Source organism: Rhizobium sp. 05N430 (assembly GCF_056396985.1).
Genome location: NZ_JBFTMO010000002.1, coordinates 230,042 through 248,433, shown reverse-complemented (window position 1 = coordinate 248,433; position 18,392 = coordinate 230,042). Strand labels below are relative to the sequence as shown.

General features: G+C 63.4%; 18 protein-coding genes. 13 read left to right on the top strand and 5 right to left on the bottom strand.

Annotation, left to right across the window (positions count from 1 at the left end; genetic code table 11):
• Positions 1 to 86 precede the first annotated feature (86 nt).
• The 3 genes from AC1DJO_RS05030 to AC1DJO_RS05020 all read left to right on the top strand — a co-directional run bounded on the left by AC1DJO_RS05030 (position 87) and on the right by AC1DJO_RS05020 (position 3,972).
• The gene (locus AC1DJO_RS05030) at positions 87 to 1,136 is read left to right on the top strand and encodes an ABC transporter ATP-binding protein (protein ID WP_112388724.1); all 1,050 of its coding nucleotides are present in this window, start codon (positions 87 to 89) and stop codon (positions 1,134 to 1,136) included.
• Positions 1,137 to 1,253: 117 nt separating this feature from the next.
• Entirely contained in the window at positions 1,254 to 2,258 is a 1,005-nt protein-coding gene (locus AC1DJO_RS05025) for an extracellular solute-binding protein (protein WP_162698698.1), read from the top strand.
• Positions 2,259 to 2,310: 52 nt separating this feature from the next.
• Entirely contained in the window at positions 2,311 to 3,972 is a 1,662-nt protein-coding gene (locus tag AC1DJO_RS05020) for an ABC transporter permease (RefSeq protein WP_112388725.1), read from the top strand.
• A gap of 34 nt (positions 3,973 to 4,006) precedes the next feature.
• On the opposite strand, the gene AC1DJO_RS05015 is transcribed toward AC1DJO_RS05020, so the two are convergent.
• Genes AC1DJO_RS05015 through AC1DJO_RS05005 form a run of 3 tightly spaced genes read right to left on the bottom strand, consistent with a single transcriptional unit; the run spans position 4,007 to position 6,870 of the window.
• The gene (locus AC1DJO_RS05015; RefSeq protein WP_162698699.1) at positions 4,007 to 4,999 is read right to left on the bottom strand and encodes an aldo/keto reductase; all 993 of its coding nucleotides are present in this window, start codon (positions 4,997 to 4,999) and stop codon (positions 4,007 to 4,009) included.
• Positions 4,996 to 5,871 (bottom strand): amidohydrolase family protein, encoded by an 876-nt coding sequence (locus AC1DJO_RS05010; RefSeq protein WP_112388727.1) that lies wholly within the window; start codon positions 5,869 to 5,871, stop codon positions 4,996 to 4,998. The genes AC1DJO_RS05015 and AC1DJO_RS05010 overlap by 4 nt, the downstream gene beginning before the upstream one ends.
• Positions 5,872 to 5,883: 12 nt before the next feature.
• The gene (locus tag AC1DJO_RS05005) at positions 5,884 to 6,870 is read right to left on the bottom strand and encodes an aldo/keto reductase (RefSeq protein WP_112388728.1); all 987 of its coding nucleotides are present in this window, start codon (positions 6,868 to 6,870) and stop codon (positions 5,884 to 5,886) included.
• 145 nt (positions 6,871 to 7,015) lie between these two features.
• Between AC1DJO_RS05005 and AC1DJO_RS05000 the strand changes: the two genes are divergently transcribed.
• From AC1DJO_RS05000 to AC1DJO_RS04975, 6 genes are all read left to right on the top strand, one after another.
• The gene (locus AC1DJO_RS05000) at positions 7,016 to 8,227 is read left to right on the top strand and encodes an ABC transporter substrate-binding protein (RefSeq protein WP_112388729.1); all 1,212 of its coding nucleotides are present in this window, start codon (positions 7,016 to 7,018) and stop codon (positions 8,225 to 8,227) included.
• A gap of 101 nt (positions 8,228 to 8,328) precedes the next feature.
• Positions 8,329 to 9,198: a branched-chain amino acid ABC transporter permease gene (locus AC1DJO_RS04995; protein ID WP_112388730.1), complete on the top strand. Its 870-nt coding sequence runs from the start codon at positions 8,329 to 8,331 to the stop codon at positions 9,196 to 9,198.
• Positions 9,199 to 9,217: 19 nt separating this feature from the next.
• A complete protein-coding gene (locus tag AC1DJO_RS04990; RefSeq protein ID WP_112388731.1) occupies positions 9,218 to 10,237 on the top strand; it encodes a branched-chain amino acid ABC transporter permease in 1,020 nt (339 codons plus the stop codon).
• Positions 10,234 to 10,956: an ABC transporter ATP-binding protein gene (locus AC1DJO_RS04985; RefSeq protein ID WP_112388732.1), complete on the top strand. Its 723-nt coding sequence runs from the start codon at positions 10,234 to 10,236 to the stop codon at positions 10,954 to 10,956. Before AC1DJO_RS04990 ends, AC1DJO_RS04985 begins: the two co-directional genes overlap by 4 nt.
• Positions 10,953 to 11,681: an ABC transporter ATP-binding protein gene (locus AC1DJO_RS04980; protein ID WP_112388733.1), complete on the top strand. Its 729-nt coding sequence runs from the start codon at positions 10,953 to 10,955 to the stop codon at positions 11,679 to 11,681. Before AC1DJO_RS04985 ends, AC1DJO_RS04980 begins: the two co-directional genes overlap by 4 nt.
• Before the next feature lie 2 nt (positions 11,682 to 11,683).
• Complete coding sequence (locus tag AC1DJO_RS04975; protein ID WP_310290729.1) at positions 11,684 to 12,970, top strand: nickel-dependent lactate racemase family protein; 1,287 nt, start codon at positions 11,684 to 11,686, stop codon at positions 12,968 to 12,970.
• A gap of 4 nt (positions 12,971 to 12,974) precedes the next feature.
• On the opposite strand, the gene AC1DJO_RS04970 is transcribed toward AC1DJO_RS04975, so the two are convergent.
• Positions 12,975 to 13,721 (bottom strand): FadR/GntR family transcriptional regulator, encoded by a 747-nt coding sequence (locus tag AC1DJO_RS04970; protein ID WP_112388735.1) that lies wholly within the window; start codon positions 13,719 to 13,721, stop codon positions 12,975 to 12,977.
• Positions 13,722 to 13,819: 98 nt separating this feature from the next.
• On the opposite strand from AC1DJO_RS04970, the gene AC1DJO_RS04965 reads away from it, so the two are divergent.
• Genes AC1DJO_RS04965 through larB form a run of 4 tightly spaced genes read left to right on the top strand, consistent with a single transcriptional unit; the run spans position 13,820 to position 17,500 of the window.
• Positions 13,820 to 14,764 carry an NAD(P)-dependent oxidoreductase gene (locus AC1DJO_RS04965; protein ID WP_310291263.1) on the top strand — a complete coding sequence of 315 codons (945 nt, stop codon included), beginning with the start codon at positions 13,820 to 13,822 and terminating at the stop codon, positions 14,762 to 14,764.
• Between the two features lie 2 nt (positions 14,765 to 14,766).
• A complete protein-coding gene (gene larC, locus AC1DJO_RS04960; protein WP_405049564.1) occupies positions 14,767 to 16,053 on the top strand; it encodes a nickel pincer cofactor biosynthesis protein LarC in 1,287 nt (428 codons plus the stop codon).
• A complete protein-coding gene (larE, locus tag AC1DJO_RS04955) occupies positions 16,050 to 16,841 on the top strand; it encodes an ATP-dependent sacrificial sulfur transferase LarE (protein WP_112388737.1) in 792 nt (263 codons plus the stop codon). Before larC ends, larE begins: the two co-directional genes overlap by 4 nt.
• Entirely contained in the window at positions 16,838 to 17,500 is a 663-nt protein-coding gene (gene larB, locus AC1DJO_RS04950) for a nickel pincer cofactor biosynthesis protein LarB (protein ID WP_112388738.1), read from the top strand. Before larE ends, larB begins: the two co-directional genes overlap by 4 nt.
• Positions 17,501 to 17,534: 34 nt before the next feature.
• On the opposite strand, the gene AC1DJO_RS04945 is transcribed toward larB, so the two are convergent.
• Positions 17,535 to 18,380, bottom strand: coding sequence for a fumarylacetoacetate hydrolase family protein (locus AC1DJO_RS04945; protein ID WP_112388739.1), 846 nt, complete (start codon positions 18,378 to 18,380; stop codon positions 17,535 to 17,537).
• Between the last annotated feature and the right edge of the window lie 12 nt (positions 18,381 to 18,392).

Below are 18,392 nucleotides of genomic sequence, written 5' to 3'. Positions count from 1 at the left end.
TGAACGCGGGATTTCGGGCGGTGGTTGTACGCGGGCCTTGGGCTCCCTAAAGTAAGGCGGTTCGAACCAAGCTTCCAAGGACCCGCATGCAGGACAAGGCCTCTTCACCCGCGCTCGAGATATCAGCGATCCGCCGCAGCTTCGGCGCCCAGGCAGCACTTGCCGGCCTGTCGCTGACCGTCGCCCGTGGCGAGATCGTCACCCTGGTCGGCCATTCCGGCTGCGGCAAGTCCACGCTTCTCCGGGTGATCGCAGGCATCGAGCGGCCGGATGGCGGAGCAGTGGTGCTGGAGGGCGAGATGGTGTCCGGGCCGGACCGCTTCGTCGAGCCGGAAGAACGCAAGATCGGTTTCGTCTTCCAGGACTATGCCCTCTTTCCGCATCTGACGGCGATGCAGAACATTCTCTTCGGTCTGCGCAGGCGGCCAAAGGCCGAAGCGGCAGCGATGGCGGCGGAAGTCATCAGCATTGCCGGGATCGGCCATCTGACGGACCGCTACCCGCATATGCTCTCTGGCGGCGAGCAGCAGCGCGTGGCACTTGCCCGGGCGCTGGCGCCGCGGCCGCGCATCCTGCTGATGGACGAGCCATTCTCCAACCTCGACCAGGGGCTGCGCGAGCAGGTCCGCACCGAGACGATCGCACTTCTGAGAACACTCGGCACCACCGCCATCATCGTCACCCATGATCCGCAGGAGGCGCTGTCGGCGGGCGACCGGGTGGTGCTGATGCGGGCGGGTGAGATCGTTCAGGTGGGAACCGGCTACGATCTCCACGACCGGCCGAACTGCGCCTATGCCGCCGAATTCTTTTCGCTGGCGAACAAGATTCCCGGCATCAGCAGGAACGGCCGCATGGAAACGGCAATCGGCAGCTTCGCGCATGGGCTCGACCTGCGCGACGAGGAAAGCGGCACCGTCTATGTGCGCTTCCAGGATATCACGGTCTCGGTCGATGAAGGTGACCTGCCGGCCCGCATCATCAGGCGCTCCTTCCAGGGGGAAATCGAGGAACTGACGCTCGATGTCGAGGGTCTCCAGGCTCCGATCCGGACCCGCACCATGCGGCGCCTGCCGGACGATGCGCAGAGCGTGCGAATCTCGATCGCTCCCGAACGGGTGCTCGCCTTCGCCTGAACGGGTGAGAACGCCATCACGAAGCCGTGATGGCGGCGACTTAAACTTGACTATCCCCCTCAAGAACTGCAGCTACGGAGCGCAGTCATTTACGGGGGTAGTATGATGCAAACCAAAATGTCCGCGGCATTCGCCGCTTTTTCTCTGTGCGCTCTTCCGGTCACCGTTTCGGCCGCCGAGCTCAATCTCTACACGACACGTGAGCCGGCGCTGATCGCGCCGCTTCTGGAAGCCTACACGGCGAAGACCGGCACCAAGGTCAACACCGTGTTTCTCAAGGACGGTCTTGCCGAACGTGTGGCAAGCGAAGGTGCTGCCTCTCCGGCAGATATCCTGATGGCCGTCGATGCCGGCAATCTGGTGGATCTCGCCGAAAAGGGCGTCACCCAGCCGATCGAGTCCGCAACGCTCAACGCCGCCATTCCAGAACAGCTTCGCGATGCGAAGGGCTACTGGTTCGGCCTGTCGATGCGCGCCCGCGTGCTCTATGCCGCCAAGGATGTCGATCTGACGGCCTTCAACTACGAGGATCTCGCCGATCCCAAGTGGAAGGGCAAGATCTGCATCCGCTCTGGCCAGCATCCGTACAACACGGCGCTGTTTGCGGATTATATCGCCCATTACGGCGAAGCCGAAACCGAAAAGTGGCTTTCCGGCATCAAGGACAACCTCGCCCGCAAGGCGGCCGGTGGTGACCGCGACGGCGCAAAGGATATCCTCGGCGGCGTCTGCGACATCGCCATTGCCAACTCCTACTATGTCGGTCTGATGCGCTCCGGAAAGGGCGGCGAAGACCAGGTCAAGTGGGGTGAGGCGATCAAGGTGGTCCTGCCGACCTTCAAGAACGGCGGCACGCAGGTCAACATCTCCGGTGCGGCCGTTGCCAAGCATGCGCCAAACAAGGAAGAAGCCGTGAAGCTTCTGGAATATCTCGTCTCCGACGAGGCCCAGAAGATCTATGCCGAAGCCAATTACGAGTATCCGGTCAAGGCCGGCGCCTCTGTCGATCCGATCATCGCCTCCTTCGGCGAATTGAAGATCGACAGCAAGCCGCTGGCCGAAATTGTCGGCTACCGCAAGGAGGCGAGCGCGCTCGTCGACAAGGTCGGTTTCGACAACTAAGGCGATCGGGGCGGCTGCACCTGCGGGCGCCCCTTTCCGTTCGGATGATTGCATGTCCCTGACATCAGTGGCAGATCGCCCCGCAAGGCGGCCGGTCAGCGCCTGGCTTTCCGGAGCCGGGCTTGTTGCGTTTCTCGTCATCCTGCCCTTCGGCGGCCTCGCCTTCGAAGCGTTCAAAGGCTCGCCGTCGCTCTGGAGCCATCTGTTTTCGACGATCCTGCCGGTCGCCCTTGCGGATACGGTGATCCTGCTCGGCGGGGTCGGCCTGATGACGGCGGCAATTGGTACGCTGACGGCTTGGCTGGTGACAGCCTACGACTTTCCCGGCCGCCGCGTGCTGGAATGGGCGCTGCTGCTACCGCTCGCGGTGCCGACCTATATCATCGCCTACGCCTATCTCGATATCCTGCATCCGATCGGCTCCGTGCAGGGCGCGATCCGCTGGCTGCTCGGCTATGAGAGCCCACGGCAGTTCCGCTTGCCCGATATCCGTTCGATGACGGGCTGCATCCTGCTGCTCGGCATGGTGCTTTATCCCTATGTCTATATTCCTGTCCGGGCGATGTTCCTGACGCAGTCGGCCAATCTCATCGAAGCGGGACGGATGCTCGGCATTAGCAGGCGCGGCGTCTTCTGGCATATCGCCCTGCCGCTTGCCCGCCCGGCCGTTGCCGTCGGCGTCAGCCTGGCATTGATGGAAACACTGAACGACGTCGGCGCCGCCGAATTTCTGGGCGTGCGGACCCTGACGGTCTCGATCTACACGACCTGGATCACCCGCACCGACCTGCCCGGCGCATCGCAGATCGCGCTGGCACTGTTTTTCATCGTCGTAGCCCTGATTGCCATCGAGCGCTGGGCCCGGCGCAATCAGCGCTACGCAACCGACAGCCGCCGCAGCCGCGGCCTGCAGCCGCAAAAGGTCTCTCCGTCCAAGGGTCTCCTTCTCTCTGCTCTCGGCTTCCTGCCTGTTATCCTCGGCTTCGCGGCGCCGGCTGTCTATCTGGCCTCGGAGGCCTGGAAGCGCTTCCGCTTCGCCGGGGTTTCCGCCAATTTCCTCAGTGAAGCCGGATACACAGTGCTCTTCGCCTCGGTCGCCACCGCCGCGGTCATCCTTCTCGGCCTTCTGCTTGCCTATGCCGGCCGTCTATGGCCGGGTGCAGGCTCATCCTTGCTGATGCGGATTGCGGCAACCGGCTATGCCGCACCGGGAACAGTCGTGGCGATCGGCGTGCTGATCGTCCTCGGCAGTGCGGACAGGATGATCTTTCATGCCGGTACTCAATGGTTGGGCGTCGTCACCGGATTGTTCTTCATGGGATCGGGAGCGGCCCTCGTCTATGCGCTGGCGGTTCGCTTCCTGGCGATTTCGGCGGGCGGCATCGACGCCGGACTGGCGCGCATTCCTGTCACGCTCGACCACGCCTCGCGCACACTTGGCCAGACACCATCAGGCACCTTCCGCCTCGTGCATCTGCCGCTGTCGAAGACGGCGATTGCCGCCGCTGCGCTGCTGGTCTTCGTGGATTGCGTCAAGGAACTGCCGGCGACCCTGCTGCTGCGCCCGCTGAATGTCGAGACTTTCGCCACGCATCTCTACGGCGAGGCAGCGAGGGGAACATACGAGGAGGCATCGATCGCCGCTCTCGCAATCGTCCTCGTCAGCCTCCTGCCCGTCATCCTGCTCTCGCGGGTCGGCACCACAAGGCGCTGAAAGGCACCCGCGCGGTTTGCGCGGGCGCTCTGTCCTAGCGTTCGCGCTCGAACAGCGCGTCGGTTTCCTGCCACAGGGCATCAGGGATCGGCAGCTTCGCCCAATCGAGATTCTGCGCAATGCGCTCCGGCCGGCTCATGCCGAGAACGGCGGCGGAGACGTGTGGATTGCGGAAGGCGAACTGGATCGCTGCCGCCTGCAGGGGGACGCCGTGACGCTCGCAGATCGCCTCGATCCGCTTGGCCCGGGCGACGACTTCCTCCGGCGGAGCACCGTAATCGAAGGTCGTGCCTGAATTGCCCGGACCCGTGGCGAGAATGCCCGAATTGAACACCCCGGCGACGACAATCTCGACACCCCGATGAGCAGCTTCCGGCAGCAGGTCGGCTTCAGCCGCCCGGTCGAGCAGGGTATAGCGCCCGGCCATCATGACAGCGTCGAGCGCGCAGGCCTTCATGAACCGTGTTGCAACATCGCTCTCATTGACGCCGACGCCGATCGCCTTGATGTGACCGGCCTTTCTGAGATCGTCGAGCGCCCGGTAGCAGCCTTCGACGGCCTCGTTGAAACGCCGCTCATAGGCATCCCCATGGGTGAAGCGATCGACATCATGGATATAGACCAGATCGAAATCGGCAATGCCGAGCCGGTTTGCCGATTGCTCGAGCGAACGCATCGTTCCGGCATAGCTGTAGTCGAAGAACGGCTTGAGGCGCAGCGGCGAGGCCCACAGACCGTAATCGACCTTCTCGCCATAGGGCGGCGCCATATAGCGGCCGGCCTTGGTGGAGACCGTGACGGTCTTGCGATCGATGGTTCGCAGGAAGGTGCCAAGGCGCAATTCGCTGAGACCGTGGCCATAGAGCGGCGCGGTGTCGAAATAGCGCATCCCGCCGTCAAAGGCGGCAGCCAGAACATCGGCCGCCTGCGCCTCGGTCACATCCCGGTAGAGCGTTCCGATGCCGCTCGCGCCGAAGCCGAGGCGGGAGGCAAAGCCGATCTTGCTCGAAGTCATAACCGCCGTCATGCCCGGTCCTCCCCAAAGCCTGGAAGCCGGTAGACCTCGATCGCGTTCAGTCCGAAGATCCGCTCCCGCTCGGCGCTCGACAGATCCTTGAGGCATTCCTGCAGCGCCTCGACGACACGGTCGTAGCTTGCCGCTACCAGGCAAACCGGCCAGTCGGTGCCGAACATGCAGCGATCGGTGCCGAAGACATCGAGCACTTCATGGACGTAGGGCTTCAGGTCCTCAGGCGTCCAGCTCTGCCAGTTGGCTTCCGTCACCATGCCGGAGACCTTGCACCAGACGTGGTCACGTTGCCCTTTGAACTGGCGGATCAGCACCGCCCATTCGTCGAAACCGCCATTGCGGATTTCTGGCTTCGAGATGTGGTCGAGCACGAAGCGCGTTTCAGGGAAGGCTTCCACTGTCGCGATGCAGGAGGGCAGTTGCGGCAGGTTCGGCACGAGGTCATAGACGAGCCCGGCAGCCTCGACAGCTTCCAGGCCCTTCTTCACGTCATCGCGCAGCAGCCAGTTCGGGTCACTTTCCGTCTGGATAAGGTGCCGGACGCCGACCAGCCACTTGCCCTGAGGCGACGATTGCAGTTCGGCAAGCGTCTGGACGAGTTTCGGATCGGTCAGATCCACCCAGCCGACGACGCCGGCGACGAAATCCGTCGCCTCCGCCGTCCTGATGAAATCCCAGGTCTCGCCGAGATCGTTCCAGGTCTGCACCAGAACGGTTCCGTTGACGCCATTCTTCTGTAGAGCCGGGCGCAGGTCGTCCGGCTCGAACACGCGGTTGATCGGTTCGAAGGGGCCGCTCAGCCAGCCATAATCGCCACCGCTTTTGGGATCCCAGAAGTGATGATGGGAATCGATGATCGGGCTTGTCATGGTTGACGCTCCCTACCAGCGCTGATGAACATATTGCTTGATGTAGGTGTCGTAGATCGACCTGATCTCCCGCATCGCGCTGTCGGAAATCGCCGGCAAGCTGGCGGCCTCGGCATTGGAGCTCGCCTGCGCCGGATTGCGGGCGCCCGGAATGGGGAGCGTGACGGCGTCGAACATCAGGATCCAGCGGAGCGCGAATTTCGCCATGGTCGTATCGCCGGAGACCAGGGGACGAACCTTTTCGACCGCCTCCAGACCGACCTCATAGGGTACGCCGGAGAAGGTCTCGCCGACATCGAAGGCTTCGCCGTTGCGGTTGAAGAGCCGGTGGTCATTGCTCTCGAACTTGGTGTCCTTCTTGAACTTGCCCGACAGCAGCCCGCTTGCCAGCGGCACGCGGGCGATGATCGCCACCTTCTTTTCCTCCGCCTGCTTGAAGAAATGCTCGATCGGGCGCTGGCGGAAGGCGTTGAAAATGATCTGGACACTGACGACGCCGGAATATTCGATCGCCTTCAGCGCTTCCTCGACGCGCTCGACGCTGACGCCGTAATTGCGGATCTTGCCCTGCTCCACCAGCCGGTCCAGACGTCCGAAAACTTCAGGGTGATAGTAGAGATCCGTCGGCGGGCAATGCAGCTGGACGAGATCGAGGCAATCGGTCTCAAGGTTCTTGAGGCTGCGATCGATCCAGCCGTTCAGGTTCTCCGCGCTATAGCCTTCGACGGACTGTTCGGGCAGGCGGCGACCGGCCTTGGTAGCGATGAACGGGCGTTCGCCGCCGCGTTCCTTCATCACCTTGGCGATCAGGCGTTCCGAATGGCCGTCGCCATAGACATCGGCCGTGTCGATAAAGGTGACGCCGGTGTCGAGAGCGGCGTGCAGGGCGGCGAGCGCCTCCGTATCGTTGACCTCTCCCCATGCGGCGCCAATCGCCCACGCGCCAAATCCGATCTCGCTGACCTTGCGGCCTGTCCGGCCGAACTCCTTCGTTCGCATCTCTCACTCCCTGATTTGCGGTGACCGGCGGGCCGGTACTGTCTGGTTAGACTTGCTTGACATTCTCCGTCAACCCAATTATCAGAAAACAGGGTTGTACGACAACCCGGTAAGTACGCAAAATCTGCATCGGGAGGATGAGACCGTGCGATCACTTGTTTTGGGAGGCATTTCTCTAGCGCTTAGCCTCGGCGCGTCACTGCAAATGGCATCGGCTGAAGACACGATCAAGATCGGTGTCGTGGCCGCAGAATCCGGCGCTTTCGTCTCGGCCGGTCACACCTTGCCGGCGGGCGTTGGCCTAGCGGTCAAGGAAATCAACGACGCGGGAGGCGTCAAGGTTGGTGACAAGACCTACAAGGTCGAGATGGTGAAGCGCGACGACCGCACAGACATCTCCACCGCCATTGCCGCGACCCAGGAACTGGTTCGCGATGAAAAGGTTTCGGCGATCTTCGGTTCGGAAACCCACGACTTTACATTGGCGATGACCAAGATCACCCAGCCTGCCAAGGTGATCCAGTTTGCCGGCAACAGCACGCTGGCAAAAATCCTGAACCCGCAGTCCGTCGCCCCCGGCGCCGAAGACCATTACCTCTTCCAGTCCGAGCCGCAGGAATTCCAGCGCTCCGGCTCAACGGCCCGCGGCGTTCTCAGCCTGCTGACCCCGCTCGTCGGCCACCCGCTGAAAAAGTCTGTGGTCATCGTCGGCAATGACGCGACCGGCCAGTTCCTGACCTCCTATTACGTCAAGGCACTGAAGGCCGAAGGACAGGAAGTGCCTGAAGTCATCTCCTATCCGCCCGACACCACCGACTTCTCGCCGTTCCTGACGCGCGCCAAGAGCCTGAACCCTGACGTCGTGCACTTCTGGTACAACGGCGACTCGACGCTGACGGCCCTGCCGCAGGCGCTCGAACTCGGCGTTGCCCCCAGCTACTTCCTGTTCGGCGTCGACCCGGGCATCTGGAAGGAACGAGGCCTGACCGCCGACGTGCCGGTCGCCATGAGCTGCGTGCCGATCTGCTGGGGTGAATCTTCCAACGCCAATGCGAAGACCTATTTCAAGGCCTACTTCGCTGCCGGCGCACCGAAGGGCGTAACTTCCTCGGTCTCGCTGCTCTACTACGACTATGTCCATATGCTCGCCGAAGCCTGGACCAAGGCCGGTTCGCTCGATCCGGACAAGACCGTCGCAGCCCTGGAATCGCTCCATCACAAGGGCGTGGTTTCCGATGACCTCTCCTTCAACAAGAGCCATCAGGTGACGCACGCAACCGAGGTCTGCGCTGCAGCACCGGGCGGCGACATCTCCTGCGCGATGCAGCAGCCACCCGCCGAAGCCCCCGCGGAATAAACTGCCGATGCGCCTCCCGCCGGCCCCCTGCGCCGGCGGGACTTTCGTCATTGAAAGCGGACGCGCCTGACGCGCAGTCCCCGTAACAGCGGAACAGAGCTGTGGACATTCTCATTCAGCAAATCCTCAACGGCCTGTCGATCGCGAGCGTCATCACGCTGATCGCCGTCGGGGTCACCTTGATCTTCGGCCTGACCGGCATCATCAATTTCGCGCATGGCGAATTCCTGATGGTCGGCAGCATCGTCACTTGGCTTGCCGTGCAAGCCGGCCTCGGATTCTTCATCGCTCTCGTGCTCGCCGTCCTTGCCGTCGGCGTCATGGGCTTCGTGCTTGAACGCGGGCTGTTTCGCTTCACGCTGACGCGGCCGACCAATGGCTTCATCGTCTCGCTCGGGCTGATCGTCGTGCTGCAGCACATCGTCATCTTCTTCTACGATCCGAACCAGAAGAGCATTCCACGCCCGCTGACCGGCATCTGGGATATCGGCGGCGTCCGCATCGCCTCGGTTCGCGTCATGGTCATTCTCGTCACCATCGCGGTCGTGGCACTGACCTTCGCCATGGTCACCCGCAGCCGCTATGGACGCGCGCTGCGCGCCGCCGTCGATGATCGCGATACGGCTGCACTGATGGGCATCCCGGTCCGTCGCTACATCACCGGTGTCTTCGTGCTCGGCAGCGCCCTTGCCGGTCTCGGCGGCGCGTTGCTCATCGCCCTCTTCCCGATCACGCCGTTCACCGGCGGCACCATGGTGATGAAGGGTTTTGCCGTGGCGCTGATCGGCGGCCTCGGAAACCTGACCGGTGCTGTCGTCGCCGGCCTGATTCTCGGCATCGTCGAAGGCTTCAGCGCCGGCTACGGCTTCTCCGCCTGGACAGACGCCTATTCCTTCGCCCTGATGATCCTGGTTCTGCTCTTCCGCCCGAATGGACTGTTCGGCGGCACGAGCGGCCCGAAAATGGCCTGACGCGCGAAAGGCACATGCTATGAACAATTCACTTTCGTCGCTCCGCTCACTGATACCGGCTCTGGTCGTGCTGGCGATCCTTGCCTTCGTCCCGACGCTTGGCGCCAGCAACCGTATGCTGTCGCTGGCGATCTCGGCCGGCATCAACATCGTCGCGCTCTATGGCCTCTCGGTGCTGTTCGGCCAGACCGGTATCCTCTCCATGGGCCATGCGGCCCTTGTCGGCGTCGGCGCCTATGCGGCGGCGCTGCTTGCCCGCGATACCGGCATCAGCTTCTGGGTGGCACTGCCGCTTGGCGGCATCGCCGCTGCCGCCTTCGCGGCCATCATCGGCGTCCCCTCGCTGCGCGTCTCCGGCCACCACTTCGTCATCATGACCTTCGCCTTCGGCCAGCTGCTGACCATCGTTCTGACAAATGGCGGTGATTTCACCGGTGCCGCGACTGGGCTCGACCTGCAATTGCCGGTCAGCTTCTTCGGCATGCGTCTCGATGATCTCGTCCCCTATTATTTCGTCGTGCTGGCCTTCGTGGCACTCAGCGCCATCGCCAGCTGGGGGATCATCAACTCGCCCTATGGCCGGACGCTGCGCGCCATCCGCGAAAACGAGAAACTGGCCGCCTCGCTCGGCATCAATGTCGGCCGCCACAAGATCGGCGCCTTCATCGTCAGCGGCGTCTTTGCCGGTGTCTCGGGCGTGCTGCTCGCCTATTTCCTGCGGCACATCTCGCCCAGCCAGTTCTCCTCCTTCCCGAGCATCTATTTGGCGCTGATGGTGATGATCGGCGGCGCGCGCCTGCTGCTCGGGCCGATCGCCGGCGGCATTCTCGTCTCCTTCCTGCCTGAGGTCCTGAACCTCGATCCCGTCGAATCCCGAATCCTCTACGGCGTCTGCCTGATCGCCGTCATCCTGCTGCTCCCGAACGGCCTGATCGCCGGCCTCATCGACGGCTGGAACAGGCTCGTTCGCGGCCCGGCGCAAAAGCAGGCGTCGCGCCAGGCGGCAACTGCCACGCATGCTTCGGAGGCAGGCCGATGAACGCCATTCTTGAGATCAGCGGACTGAAGAAGCAGTTCGGCGGCGTCACAGCACTATCCGGTGTCGACCTGTCGATCGAAGAGGGCGAGATCCTCGGCATCGTCGGCCCGAACGGTTCCGGCAAGACGACGCTCTTCAACGTCATCACCGGCGTCTACCGGCCGACCGAGGGGCATGTCCGCTGGCGCGGGCGGGATATCACCAGTCTCGCCGCCCATGAAGTGTCGGGCGCCGGTATCGGCTACACCTTCCAGCAGGCCATGGCCTTTCCGGGCCTCACCGTCTGGGAAAACGTCCAGATCGCCTGCGAGCATGCGCGCAAGACGAGCCGACCCTATCCCTGGACAACGCCCGCCGCCCTGCTCGATTTCGTCGGACTGACGGCGCTCGCAAATGAGCGCGCCGGCGTTTTGCCCTTCGGCAATCTGCGTCTCCTCGGCATCGCGCTGGCGCTCGCCACGCGGCCCTCGCTAATCCTGCTTGATGAGCCGGCGGCAGGCCTGAACGACAAGGAAACCGCAACGCTGGTCGGGCTGGTCAAGCAGTTCCCGGCCCACGGCATCAGCGTCTGCGTCATCGATCACGACATGAAGCTGATGCAGATGCTCTGCAAGCGGCTGGTCGTCCTCGATTTCGGCTCGAAGATCGCCGACGGGCCGACACAGGACGTTCTTTCCAATCCGAAGGTGCTCGAAGTCTATCTCGGAGGTGCGCTGTGAACCTGCTCGATGTTTCCAATGTAACAACAGGGTATGGCCCAACGGTCGTCAACCGCGATGTCTCCGTCACGCTCGGCGAGAACGAGGTGATCACCATTCTCGGCCCGAACGGCGCTGGCAAATCGACTTTGCTGCGCACCATCGTCGGCCTCGTCAAACCGCGCGCGGGAACGATCAGCTTCGCCGGCGAAAACGTGACGGGCCGTACGCCCGATATCATGGCCAAGCGCGGTGTGGTTCTCGTGCCGGAAGGACGGCGGATCTTCGGCGACATGACCGTCGAGGAAAACCTGCGTCTTGGCGCCTATGCGCGGCGTGACACCGACGCTGTCGAAGCCGACGTCAAGACGATGGAGCGCTTCTTCCCGATCCTTGCCACCAAGCGGCAGCAGAAGGGCGGCTCGCTGAGCGGCGGCCAGCAGCAGATGCTGGCGATCGCCCGCGGCCTGATGGCGAGACCCCGCGTGCTGCTGCTCGACGAGCCGTCGCTCGGGCTTTCCCCGCTGCTCGTCAAGGAAATCCAGACGATCATTCTCGACATCGGCAAGACCTTCAACGCCTCCGTTCTACTGGTCGAGCAGAATGCCGGCCTGGCGCTTTCCGTCGCCACCCGCGGCTATCTGATGCAGAACGGCCGCATCGCGACGTCGGGGCCGATCGCAGAACTCAAGGACATGTCGCTGATGCGCGAGCTCTATCTCGGCGGCGTGGCGGAGCAGGTGTGACGATGGACACGATCGCTCTTTCCTACGGCCGCGGCCATCTCGACATCACGCTTCCGCCGGGCGCCCGGCCGACGGTGATCCGCAAGCAGCAACTGCCGAAACTCGCCGATGGCAAGGCGGCGGTGATCGAGGCGCTGCGCCATCCGGTTGCCTCCAAACCTCTTGCTGACCTTGCAAAGAACCGCCAAAGCGCCTGCATTCTGATCTGCGACATCACCCGGCCGGTGCCGAACCGGCTGTTTCTGCGCCCGATGATCGAGACGATGATCGCGTCGGGCATTCCGCAGGAGAAGATTTCGGTGCTGGTCGCCACCGGCCTGCACCGGCCGAATCTCGGCGATGAGCTGGCCGAACTGGTCGGCGATCCCTGGGTGCTCGAAAATGTCCGCGTCGAAAACCACTATGCCAGAGACGAGGACGCCCATATCGATTTCGGCTTCACCAAGACGCGGAACACGCCGGTCAAGCTCGATCGGCTGTTTGCCGAGGCCGATCTCAGGATCGCCACCGGCCTTGTCGAGCCGCATTTCATGGCAGGCTGGTCGGGCGGACGAAAGGTCATTGCCCCGGGCGTTGCCCATCACGAGACGATCCGGACATTCCACTCGGCACGCTTCATGGAAGACCCGCTGGCCGTCCAATGCAATCTGATCGGCAATCCACTGCACGAGGAGCAGCTGGAAATCGTCCGGATGCTCGGTGAGGTCTATGCGTTGAATACCGTGCTGGATGAGGATCGCGATCTCGTCTGCGTCACCTTCGGCGAGATCATCGCCAGCCATCAGGCGGCGGTCGATTTCGTCAGCGGCGCGACACAGATCCCTCTCGACCGGAAGTTCTCCACCGTCATCACCTCTTCGGCCGGCTATCCGCTCGACAAGACCTACTATCAGACCATCAAGGGCATGGTGACGCCGCTCGATATCCTGAAGCCCGGCGGCACGCTGATCATCGCGTCGGAATGTTCGGAAGGCTTCGGTTCACCGGAATTCCGCGAGGCGCAGGCAAGACTGGTCGAGCTCGGACCCGATCGGTTCCTGGCGACGCTGACGGCAAAGAGCCTAGCAGAGATCGACGAGTGGCAGACGGAGATGCAGTTGAAGCCGATGCGGCTCGGCAGCGTCGAGCTCTATACGACCGGTCTTTCGGGCGACGACCGGACGCTGACAGGCGTCGGCATGATCGACGATATCGAGACGGCAATCGCCCGCAGCATCAGCGCCAACGGCGATGCCGATGTCGCCATCATCCCGGAGGGGCCTTATGTCGTGCCTCGATATGCGGCGTGAGTGCTTAACGATGAAGGTTGGCGTCGCGCAACTCTTCGAAGCGCGCGGTGCTCTTCGACAGGTGATTGCGCAGCGCCTTGCGGGCGGCCGCTTCGTTGCCGTCGCGGATCGCGGCGAAAATCGCATGGTGCTCCTTGCGCATCCGCTCGGCATGCTGCTCGCGCCCGGCCGCCGTCATCTTGTCGAGCCGGGCCCACTGGCGCGGCACCATCGCATTGCCGAACGTGTCGAACAGCCGTCCGTAATAGGAATTCTGCGTCGCAACGAGGATCGAGCGATGGAAGGCAAAGTCTTCCTCGGCGCCATAGCCGCCTTCGGCTATCGCCCGGTCCAGCGCATCGAGCCGGTCCTGCATGCGGACGATATCCTCCGGCGTGCGCCGGAGCGCCGCGAGACCGGCAGCCTCATATTCGATGCCGAGGCGCAATTCGAGAACCCGCAGCACCTCGTCGATCGATTCCAGATCGTTGGGGATGATCGAAAAGGAACGCGGCGTCGGATCGTTGGAAACGAAGGCGCCGAGCCCCTGGCGGGTCGTAATCAAGCCTTTCGCACGCAACGTCGCAAGCGCCTCACGCACGATCGTGCGGCTGACGCCCGTCGCTTCCATGATCGCCTGCTCGGTCGGCAGCCGCTGGCCGGGCTTCAGATCGCCGGACTCGATCTGGGCGATCAGGCTGTCAGCCAGCCCGCTGCGCAGATTCGGCGTCTGCGGGATGGTGTTGAAAACGGCGTTGTCCCTGTCCTTCATGCTGTCGCGACGTCCATTCTCGCCGTCAGGCGGCGGCCGGGGAATAATGCCGTTGCTACCGCATACCAGCACAAAAAGCAAAAGCCCGCCCGGCGGGGATAACCAGAACGAACGGGGAGGAAAGAATGAAAGAGAAAATCGGCTTCATCGGTCTCGGTGCAATGGGATCAGGCATGGCGGCCAATCTGCTGTCGAAAGGCTGGCCGCTGACCGTCATGGCCCACAGAAAGCGCGAGGCCGTCGAGCAGTTGAAGGCGCAGGGCGCCAGCGAAGCGGCGACGCCCAAGGCACTGGCGCTGGCATCGGATGTGGTGGTGCTCTGCGTCACCGGTTCCGAGGAAGTTCAGCAACTCCTGTCCGGTCCAGATGGCCTGCTCGCCTCCGGAAGGCGGATGCTTTTGATCGACTGCTCGACCTCCAACCCCGCCGTGACGATCAAGCTCGCTGCCGAACTTTCCGAGCAGGGCATCACGCTCGTCGATGCGCCACTCGCCAGAACGCCGAAGGAAGCAGCCGAAGGCAAGCTGGATGTGATGGCGGGAGGCTCTGCCGATGGCATTGCCCGCGCCCGGCCGATCCTCGAAGCCTTCGCCGCCCGCATCATCGAGACCGGCCCTGCTGGCACCGGGCACACGATGAAGCTGCTCAACAACTTCGTGTCGATGGGTTACTCGGCGATCTATTCGGAAGCATTGATGATCGCCGCGAAGGCCGGGTTGACGCCTCAGGTATTCGACAGCGTGCTGCGCGGCAGCCGCATGGATTGCGGTTTCTACCAGGCCTTCTTCGAATTCGTGTTGAACCGCAACGAAAACGCTCAGCGCTTTGCCATGGCCAACGCATTGAAGGACATGTCCTATCTGGCATCGCTGGCCCAAGCGCTTCAGGCGGTAAATCCGGTCGGCGCAGCCGTGCGCAACAGCTTTGCGACGGCGGTCGCCGCTGGCCATGGCCAATCCTTCGTGCCGGCCCTTTCGGATGTCATCGCGGCTGCAAACGGTGTCTCGCTGACTGAAGCAGCGGACGGAAAACAGGGCGGATGACCGTGCTGGAAATTCACCTCGACCCCGTCGGCGGCATTGCAGGCGACATGTTCGTCGCAGCCCTGCTCGATCTCAGGCCGGACCTGAATACCGGCTTGCAGGCGGCGCTGAAACGCTGCCCGCTGATCGAAGACGTCGGGTGCGAACTTGTGGCGCATCACGACGGCGTGCTGACCGGCAGCCGCTTCAAGGTGCATCATACTGAGCATGGGACGGATCACCCGCATGATCACCATCATCATGACCATCACGGCCACCATCATCATGATCACGGTCATGCGGAGCACGATCACAGCCATGCAGGGCATCACCATCACGTCGCCTGGCGGGACATCCGCGATGCCCTGAGCCGTTCGGCGCTCGGCGGAGACACCATCCGCCACGCGACCGGCATCTTCGAAAAGCTGGCGGAAGCCGAAGCCAAGGTCCACGGCACGACACCCGAAGACATTGCCTTTCACGAGGTTGGCGCCTGGGATTCGATCGCCGACATCGTCTCTGCCGCCTGGCTGATAACGCAACTCGGCGCAGCGCATTGGAGCGTTGGTCCGGTCCCGCTCGGAAGCGGCCGGGTGAAGACCTCGCATGGACTGCTCCCGGTTCCGGCGCCGGCGACCGTGCACCTGCTAAAGGATTTCGATGTCATCGATGACGGGATCGGCGGCGAGCGCGTGACGCCAACGGGTGCCGCTATCCTTGCTTATCTTTGCGGGACAAAGACCGCACCCGGCCGAAGGGTCCTGAAGGCATCAAGCCATGGCTTCGGCACCAAGCCGCTCCCCGGCATCAGCAACTGCCTGCGGCTCCTGGCCTTCGAGCGCCGCGACGAGGTATCAGGCTTCAACGGCACGGTGGCGGTGCTCGAATGCGAGATCGACGACCAGACTGGCGAAGACATCGCCCAGGCCGTCGACCGGCTGCGTAACCGGCCGGATGTGCGCGACGTCGTCCAGATGCCGGTCTTCGGCAAGAAGGGCCGGATGATGACCCATCTCCGGGTGCTTGCCGACCCATCGAAAAGCAGGGATGTCGCCGCCGCCATGCTCGACGAAACGACAACCATCGGCGTGCGCGCCACGACGGCTGAGCGGATGACGCTGAGCCGCGAGCAGGAAACGGTCGAGCACGCAGGAAAGATCTACGCCTTCAAGCTCGTCGACCGCCCCTCGGGCCGCACCGCCAAGCTCGAAGCCGACAACCTGACATCCACCCCGGGTGTCGCGGCACGCAACAGCCTGAGGAGTCTTCTGGAGGGGCTGTTGAAACAAAAGAGAGGAGACCTGTTGTGAGAAAGGCTCTGGAGGAATGTCTCGCCTCGCTCGGCGACGTCTCGATCGCGGTCAGCGGCGGTATCGATTCGCTGACGCTGGCGGTCATTGCAACCCGGCTTCTCGGACCCGCACGCGTCAACATCATGCACGCGGTCTCGGCGGCGGTCCCCGGAGAGGCCACCGAACGCGTCAGGATGCTGGCGGACAGCGAGGGCTTTGACCTCGAGATTATCGATGCCGGCGAATTATCCGATCCGGATTATCTCCGGAACCCCGTCAACCGCTGCTTCTTCTGCAAGGGCAATCTCTACGGTGCCATCGCCGCCCGGTCGAACCGTCAGCTGCTGTCGGGGACCAATCTCGACGATCTCGGCGAGTACCGGCCGGGGCTTGAGGCGGCCAAGAATTTCTCCGTCCGCCATCCCTTCGTCGAGGCCGGTATCGGCAAGCAGGCTGTGCGCCAGCTGGCGCGCGACGCGGGCCTCGGCGCGCTGTCGGAGCTGCCGGCCTCCCCCTGCCTCTCCAGCCGGATCGAAACCACGATCGCCATCGAGCCGGAAATGCTGGAGGCCGTGCACCGGATCGAGACGTTCCTGACCGAGACGCTCAGACCTCAAACCGTCCGCTGCCGCATCAGGCGCAGCGGCATCGCCATCGAGCTTGATCGCGATGCGCTGGCACTGGCAACGGCAATGAACGACGTCGGCAACGACCTGCGCGGCATGCTGCCCGGCGCCTACAGGAACGGTCCGCTGACCTTCGAGCCATACCGCAATGGCAGCGCTTTCGTCGGTGCCAGGCCATGACCGGCGATGCCGTCTTCGATTTCGCCCGGGCCGAGCGCATCGGCCTCAGCGAAGCCGTATTCTGTGCGGGCAAGACGCCGCAGCAGATTGCGGCGATCCTTCGAAGCGCCAGCGAGCGGGATGCCGGTCTGCTGCTCACGCGCCTCGACGACCAGAAGTTCGCGGCGCTCCCGAGTGAATTGAAGCCCGCCACGGACTGGTGCCCGCTGTCGCAAACCGCATTTTTCGGCCCGGTTCCGCCGGTATCCTTGACCCAAACCGTCGCGATCGTCGCAGCCGGAACCTCGGACGCACCGGCCGCCCGGGAAGCCGAGCGGACCCTTCGCCACGCAGGCGTCGAGGCATCCGTCATCATCGATGTCGGGGTTGCCGGGCTCTGGCGGCTGATGGACAGGATCGAGGAGATCCGCCGCTTTCCCGTGGTCATCGCCGTTGCCGGCATGGACGCGGCGCTCGCAAGCGTTCTCGGCGGTCTGTACGGCGGCAGCCTGATCTGCGTGCCGACCTCGGTCGGCTATGGCGCGGCCGAAGAGGGCCGCACCGCACTCAACGCCATGCTGGCCAGCTGCGCGCCGGGCATCGTCGTCACCAATATCGACAACGGCTACGGCGCCGCCTGCGCGGTGCTCCGCATGCTTGGTGTCATGAAGCTTCGCTGATCAGGGAGCCGTCGAGCGGCTCCCCGAGGCTTTCTCAGGCAGCGTCCACAGTCAGCTGCGTCTGCTCGCCGAGACCGTCGATGCCGAGCTTTATCGTCTGCCCGGCCTTCAGGAACAGCGGCGGCTTCATGCCGAGGCCGACGCCCGGCGGCGTGCCCGTCGAGATGATATCGCCCGGCTGCAGGCTCATGAACTGCGAGATGTAGTGAACGAGGAAGGAGACGCCGAAGATCATCGTCTTCGTCGAGCCGTTCTGGCGCATCGTGCCATCGACGGACAGCCACATCTTCAGGTCTTGCGGATCGGCGATCTCGTCGCGCGTTACCATCCATGGGCCGATTGGGCCAAAGCTGTCGGCCGACTTCCCCTTGGTCCACTGCCCGCCGCGCTCGGCCTGAAATTCGCGCTCCGAAACGTCGTTGATCAGGCAGTAGCCGGCAACATGTTTCATCGCGTCGGCTTCCGAAACATAGCGGGCCTCGTCGCCGATGACGATGCCGAGCTCGACTTCCCAGTCGGTCTTCTTCGACTTGCGCGGGATGATGACGTTGTCGTTCGGGCCGGTGATGGCGCTGGTGGCCTTCATGAACAGGATCGGCTCTTCGGGAATGGCCGCACCGGTCTCGGCAGCGTGGTCTGCATAGTTCAGGCCGACGCAGATGAACTTGCCGGTGCGCGAGACGCAGGGGCCATACCGGCCGGTCTCGGCAGCGAGGGGCAGGCTCTCGATGTCGATCGCGGCGATTTTTGCCAGACCCGCAGCCGTCAGGCTGTCACCTGATATGTCGCCGACATGACCGCTGAGGTCCCTGACCTTGCCGTTCCTGTCGAGAATGCCGGGCTTTTCGGCGCCGCGCTCACCGTATCTCAGAAGCTTCATATCGATTGTCCG

What these genes read in the sequence shown, in the direction of transcription:
- AC1DJO_RS05010 (WP_112388727.1), bottom strand. Translation starts at nt 5,871, where the DNA reads ATGACAAGCCCGATCATCGATTCCCATCATCACTTCTGGGATCCCAAA.
- AC1DJO_RS05005 (WP_112388728.1), bottom strand. Translation starts at nt 6,870, where the DNA reads ATGCGAACGAAGGAGTTCGGCCGGACAGGCCGCAAGGTCAGCGAGATC.
- AC1DJO_RS05025 (WP_162698698.1), top strand. Translation starts at nt 1,254, where the DNA reads ATGTCCGCGGCATTCGCCGCTTTTTCTCTGTGCGCTCTTCCGGTCACC.
- AC1DJO_RS05020 (WP_112388725.1), top strand. Translation starts at nt 2,311, where the DNA reads ATGTCCCTGACATCAGTGGCAGATCGCCCCGCAAGGCGGCCGGTCAGC.
- AC1DJO_RS05030 (WP_112388724.1), top strand. Translation starts at nt 87, where the DNA reads ATGCAGGACAAGGCCTCTTCACCCGCGCTCGAGATATCAGCGATCCGC.
- AC1DJO_RS04975 (WP_310290729.1), top strand. Translation starts at nt 11,684, where the DNA reads ATGGACACGATCGCTCTTTCCTACGGCCGCGGCCATCTCGACATCACG.
- AC1DJO_RS04945 (WP_112388739.1), bottom strand. Translation starts at nt 18,380, where the DNA reads ATGAAGCTTCTGAGATACGGTGAGCGCGGCGCCGAAAAGCCCGGCATT.
- AC1DJO_RS04970 (WP_112388735.1), bottom strand. Translation starts at nt 13,721, where the DNA reads ATGAAGGACAGGGACAACGCCGTTTTCAACACCATCCCGCAGACGCCG.
- AC1DJO_RS04985 (WP_112388732.1), top strand. Translation starts at nt 10,234, where the DNA reads ATGAACGCCATTCTTGAGATCAGCGGACTGAAGAAGCAGTTCGGCGGC.
- AC1DJO_RS04990 (WP_112388731.1), top strand. Translation starts at nt 9,218, where the DNA reads ATGAACAATTCACTTTCGTCGCTCCGCTCACTGATACCGGCTCTGGTC.
- AC1DJO_RS05015 (WP_162698699.1), bottom strand. Translation starts at nt 4,999, where the DNA reads ATGACGGCGGTTATGACTTCGAGCAAGATCGGCTTTGCCTCCCGCCTC.
- larB (WP_112388738.1), top strand. Translation starts at nt 16,838, where the DNA reads ATGACCGGCGATGCCGTCTTCGATTTCGCCCGGGCCGAGCGCATCGGC.